The 5,281-nt window shown below is 51.4% G+C and carries 2 protein-coding genes and 3 pseudogenes; all 5 read right to left on the bottom strand.

Going from position 1 to position 5,281, the window contains the following annotated elements:
- Positions 1–196 (bottom strand): annotated as a pseudogene (locus IAG25_RS40795) (DDE-type integrase/transposase/recombinase); the annotation flags it as partial.
- A gap of 97 nt (positions 197–293) precedes the next feature.
- A pseudogene (locus tag IAG25_RS40790) lies at positions 294–487 on the bottom strand (IS5/IS1182 family transposase); the annotation flags it as partial.
- A 125-nt stretch (positions 488–612) separates the two neighbouring features.
- The gene (locus IAG25_RS40785) at positions 613–1,161 is read right to left on the bottom strand and encodes a hypothetical protein (protein WP_187609853.1); all 549 of its coding nucleotides are present in this window, start codon (positions 1,159–1,161) and stop codon (positions 613–615) included.
- Between the two features lie 1,601 nt (positions 1,162–2,762).
- Positions 2,763–4,595, bottom strand: a complete 1,833-nt coding sequence (locus tag IAG25_RS40780; protein WP_187609852.1) for a hypothetical protein — start codon at positions 4,593–4,595, stop codon at positions 2,763–2,765.
- A 460-nt stretch (positions 4,596–5,055) separates the two neighbouring features.
- Positions 5,056–5,281 (bottom strand): annotated as a pseudogene (locus IAG25_RS41295) (hypothetical protein); the annotation flags it as partial.

Raw genomic sequence — 5,281 nt, 5'->3', positions numbered from 1 at the left:
TCGACCAGCCCACCACCTGACGGCTGAACAGGTCGAGGATGACCGTCAGGTAAAGCCAGCCTTCGTCAGTCCAGAGGTAGGTGATGTCCGTACTCCAGGCCTGATCCGGGCGAGCGGGAGAGAAGTCACCTTGCAGCAGGTCCGGGGCGACCGGCAGACTGTGGTTGCTGTCGGTCGTGGCCTTGAACCGGCGTTTGCCCACACAGGCAACTTTCCATTGCGCGTATTGGTAAGGACGCTCCGGCAGCGGTCTGAGCGCTGGACAATCGAGCTCCTCGAACGCACTGCGGCGGCAACAGACCAGCGATCAGTCGCGGTGAGGTGGCTGGGCGCCCTCCGCTTGAAACGAAGTTCTCCCTCATCGACGTGCCTGAGCGGTCCCAGTTGATAAGACCAGCCAAGCCGACTAGCGGATCTTCATGTTGATCTGCTCACGCAGCGACTGCCGGAAGAAATCCCCTTCCGTCACAGGCGTCTTTGGACCCATCCGCACCTCGTCAAAAAATGCAGGAATCCAAGCATTCATATGCCTGTTTCCTGCAATTCGCTCAACATGGTTGCGGCGCGACGCGTTATCGCGTAAGGCCTTGAGGATTGTTCAGGGACGACGAATTATTCACTCTTGTCATCTACCCATTTAGAATTCTGCACCATCGACGTCCAGTGCGGCTCAACATGTGAATCACCCTTAAGCGAGGCTATATCCTCATTCAGCGAACGTGCCTCAAGCATTAAAACCTCTTTATCTATATGTATTTGAAATTCTTTGATCGTCATTCCGTCAATTCGTACGCATTGTGTGCCACCAAGGAAAATCGTCAAATTCTTTTCTTGCGCGACCTCCGACTCGATGACGGACAACGTTCTGCCGTCTTTGAGACTTACTCCAACTGCGGTTTGCTGATCGCCCATCAATGTCATCTGCTGATGGAGTTCTCGCACTACAGCTTCAAGGTCTGTACTCTTCTGGTCCATCTTCGAATTTTTGACCACCGCATAAATACCAAATGTAATCATCGACAGAATAATATCCTTAACTACTCCCCAGCCTTTATTCCCGAAATTTTTACCTTGCAAGATTATAGTCGGGTTTCTAGAAGAGTTACCACTTTCTATACCACTCAGCGCTCTGGCTACAGTCCGATTTGTCACTGAAGTCATAATTTCACCATTCTAAGATTGATAAAAGCAGAAATCCGTCAAAAGATATCAAGTCGATCCTTTACCCTACATCGGTGCGCTTATACCTATTTCGAATTCGTATCGCGCAGCAAATCATTTCGAGATGCCCCTTCTACTTCAAAACATTCCAATCGCTATGGCGAATTCGCATCCAGGCGCACATTCCGTCCATACATTCCCTCCTGGCATAAAACGTATCACGCTCGTATAAGCAATGCTTTAGCAAAGAGTCGCCGAATATCATAAATTTCCGAGATCTGACAACGTCGGACTGTCGAGTCGCGCCCCCTGGAGTGAGCCGCCACGGATTGAATGGAGGCTCCAACTCTTGAGAGTGGATCATCGGGTCTTGCCCGACCCCGAAGAATGAAGCGCACTACTGCTGCAAATGGACCTGGGACGGGATACGATGACAAGGCAGCGGTGATCGAGGTCGGTCCATCATCTGGTGCGCTGAACCCGTTTGAGAGTTGGACCCACAACCCTGCGAGCACGCCGAATTGTGACCGAGGGCACATGTCGCCCTGCTGGAGCACGCTTACCAGAATCCGATAACGAGGGGCGTCTCCGCTGCTATTCTCTATTATGCAGGATCACACCATGCAGGCACTTTACCTTGCACGTGCCAGCGACCCGCCGCCAGGCAATGCCGTCGTGTGGCGCGGCATGCGACGCCTGATTGACATTCAGCTAGGCTATGAACTTGCACACGACGACTGTGGTTAATTGCGAGATTGAGGACGCGCTTACGATGAAGCAGTCGCCACGCTTCACTGGACCAGTGGTCGGCACGACGCATCTGGGTCAATGTGATCGAGCATAGATCATCAATGGTCCGCCGTGGTGCATGATAATTCGCGCTTACCTTACCAGTCAACCTATTCAGGCGTCTTGAGTTCGACAGCCTGCACATTAGGCCATGGGCTACGACGATGAATTGACATTGCCCGCGAATTTCGGATCCCTTAACTGAGCGGAGATTATGCCACCCGTTGGTTCTGGGCGGCGTAGCAAATCCGACATCGCTGTCGTCGAACGTCAGCAAATGCCGCCGAGGAGGCCTCGGTGTTCATTTTATTACCTAATTTCGGTGGCAGAGCCAAGGACATCATCAGTCGTATGTTTTCGTTGTTAGGCGCATCATTTGCTCGCATCAATCCCCCGAAGCCGGACTCCTCCCTTCTGACCGAAACTTGGCAGCCGTTACGAACATTCGCGCTCTGAGCACATCTACTCAGTGAGCAGACCGTCTTGGACCCGATGCGGCACGGACTGCAGTTTTTGACTACGACGTGACCTACTATTCCGTCGGGCTCCGAAAAAACGGTCGCGCGTGACACTCGATTGTCTCGCCAATGCGTTGCCGCAATCATGGTTTGCTTTATCCGGTAGGCGAATTGGCCGCCTCGAACTCGCCGCCCGCCCCCACTCTCTCAATTTCGGACCTACGCTCTGCGTCTTGCCGCGAGACTCGCCCATTGACGGGTACACGTCGAACGGAGACGTTTCGGGCGCGGCTTTCGTGGCTTTCATATTCTTACGTGCAGATCCATTCCCACTGATAAATCTTACGACATAGATTAATAGGCCCAAATTGCTACATCTCGTTGCAGATAATTCGTATTCAACGTAATATTTTGACTAGTAGACTGGGTCTGCGGAATGAGTCGATCCCGTGTCGTCTGTAAGGCCCAATCATCTGGATCGATGATCGAAAGGTGACCATTTTGCTGACGGATCTCCAATACATTGATGTGCTGCTTAAGCGATTGTAGCCGTGCTTTTGCCGAAGAAATTTCACCGCCTCCGCTTAAACCGCAGTCACGCATACAACTTTCAACTTCATCACCGGTAAGGCGTTTGATCGAGGCAATTTGATCGTGATCCATTACCGGAGGCAACCAAACTCCTCGAACCGCAGAGCCGGCACTCTCCTTTAGAACGTCCTTTGCATCTTTGAGAAGGACTCCGTTTGGATGCCGCTCGAGTTCCGGATCTAGTTCTGCCACCCCGTGTTGCGCATAAATCAGGTAGTTCGGATGGCGCACGAGCTCTCCGGCACACTGATCATTATCGATTCCCCATACTGCGTGGCCTTCCACATCTATGAAGTAGTTTGCCGCATGGCGGTCTGCCTGTCCTGTGATCGCATCGAGAAGTTGCAGATCGAACATCTTTTTAATTAGCTGCGGATCCTCCATAATTCGATCGAAGCATTCTTTGCCGGCGTGGAAGGCTGGCACCCCAGTCGCCACAGCTTGGATATAACCAAACTCACCGTCGAAATGAGCAAATTTCGTCTCCGGAATAACATCGAAACCGAGGCGATTACATAGGTTCCAAGTAAAGACACTTCTATTACCCAGCCGCGCATTGTTTCGGTCTATCCCGGAAACAAATCCAGCGTCGCCGGCATTATGGCGATTGCTCTTTTTGAAAAAGCCTATCGTCGCTTTATCCTTTTCTATTCGGAATGCGTCATCCGAGTCGTCGATGGGGCACTGCTTGAACGAGTCATCGAGAAAGCCGCAAGAAATCTCCGCATTGTGAATACTCTCCCTATACTCCTTTATATATGATTCGACTCGTTTGCAGCCTGTAAAATCGTTCGAATTGGGCGTAGACGCCAATTTCGCAATTAATTCGTAGTCGCAGGATTTCAAGTTAAAGGATCGGCGGCAACTCAACATTTCCTCTGCAATTTGAGCGCCCAGTCTTCGCAAGTTTACGCCTTGAACGAATCGACAGACGCCGCCTAGGTCTAAATTTACTCCACCGGCCATTTCGGTAATGGTCAGTTGGCGATTGTCTGGGAGAATAACCTTGACTGGCGATTCACCAGTGACTAACTGCTTAAGCAGATCTTTTGATATTGCAACAAAGATTTCATTACGCGCCCCATCAGCAATATCATTAGAAAGTACCTCTATGATTTGGAAATACTTCCCATCGAAATAATCTTTATAAGCATCTACATCGGCAGCAAGATCGGATATTTCCGCGAGCAGGTAGCCGCCGAACGTGACGAGATCCAAATTGCGAATACAAAATTGTTGCCCTTTGAATGAAATCTTTAGATCGTCGCCTTGATTTGAGACAGCCAAAATTTCGTCTCCAACTCTTGCAACAATTTCAGTCGCAGCCGGATTCTTAGCCAACTCTTCATGGAGACAGAGGACCACCTGAGAGACAATGTGTTGCTTTTCGCGCGACGTTATATGCTTATGGATTCGATCGAGAATACTGAATATTATGCCGCCAAGAATGCCCCCAAAAAAGTATGCGAGGCTATGTACAACTGCTCGGCCAGGGGAAACCCAATAGTCGCCGCCCGACTTTGCAATCCCCGGTCTGCCATTGTCCGCGGAGAGTGAGCCGAACGCTCGTTGAAATGTTTGTAGTGATACGCTCATATTTATACCCAATGCGTCAACTGGAGAAGATCGCGATCGATGTACAACCAGGAAGTTCCTTCCGGCATTCAGACGAATATCATTTGAAATCAGTCAGCCGATGATCTACTAAGCATCTCCATAGAATACTTATTATGCTAGCCTACTCGGACATTGACTTCGATCGAAAAGATGTCGGTGTTTAAAGAATCGGATTGTCACTATGCCGCGCACATCGTAGAGATCGCAACTTCAGCACCAACGGCCGCTCATCAGGGGCCTTCAGGCACCGCACGGCCAATCGCACTCCCACGTCATCCGCGCGGTGGCTGTGACCTTTGAACGCGTGTTTCCGCACTTCACGCAGCAGCTGGTCAGTGGTGGCGGCACTGATCTGATGCAGCCGCTGGCGAACCTCCTTCAATAGCGCCAGTGACGAAGCTGTGTCATCGAGTCCATCAGCGTCGGAATGAGCGCCCTCTTATCCAAAGAATTGGTGCCCGTTTTGGCAGGTCAATCTCACTGCTGGGAACGTGTCATAGACCGCCAGCGGATGCTGCAGGCTCTCACGGGGCAACACCCGGCGATTGTCGGGCGCCACGAGCACAGGCACTTGAGCCGGCAATGGCAGAAATGCCGCTCGTTCAGCATCGAGCAACACGGCGGGACGCTCGCCCGTTGTGGCGTGACGGCGCACATTGGCCACC

This window comes from Caballeronia sp. EK, assembly GCF_014384845.1.
GTDB lineage: Bacteria > Pseudomonadota > Gammaproteobacteria > Burkholderiales > Burkholderiaceae > Caballeronia > Caballeronia jiangsuensis.
This window is presented reverse-complemented; position numbering and strand designations above follow the sequence as displayed.

Coding starts and splice junctions, on each gene's coding strand:
- IAG25_RS40785 (WP_187609853.1), bottom strand. CDS start 1,161: ATGACTTCAGTGACAAATCGGACTGTAGCCAGAGCGCTGAGTGGTATA.
- IAG25_RS40780 (WP_187609852.1), bottom strand. CDS start 4,595: ATGAGCGTATCACTACAAACATTTCAACGAGCGTTCGGCTCACTCTCC.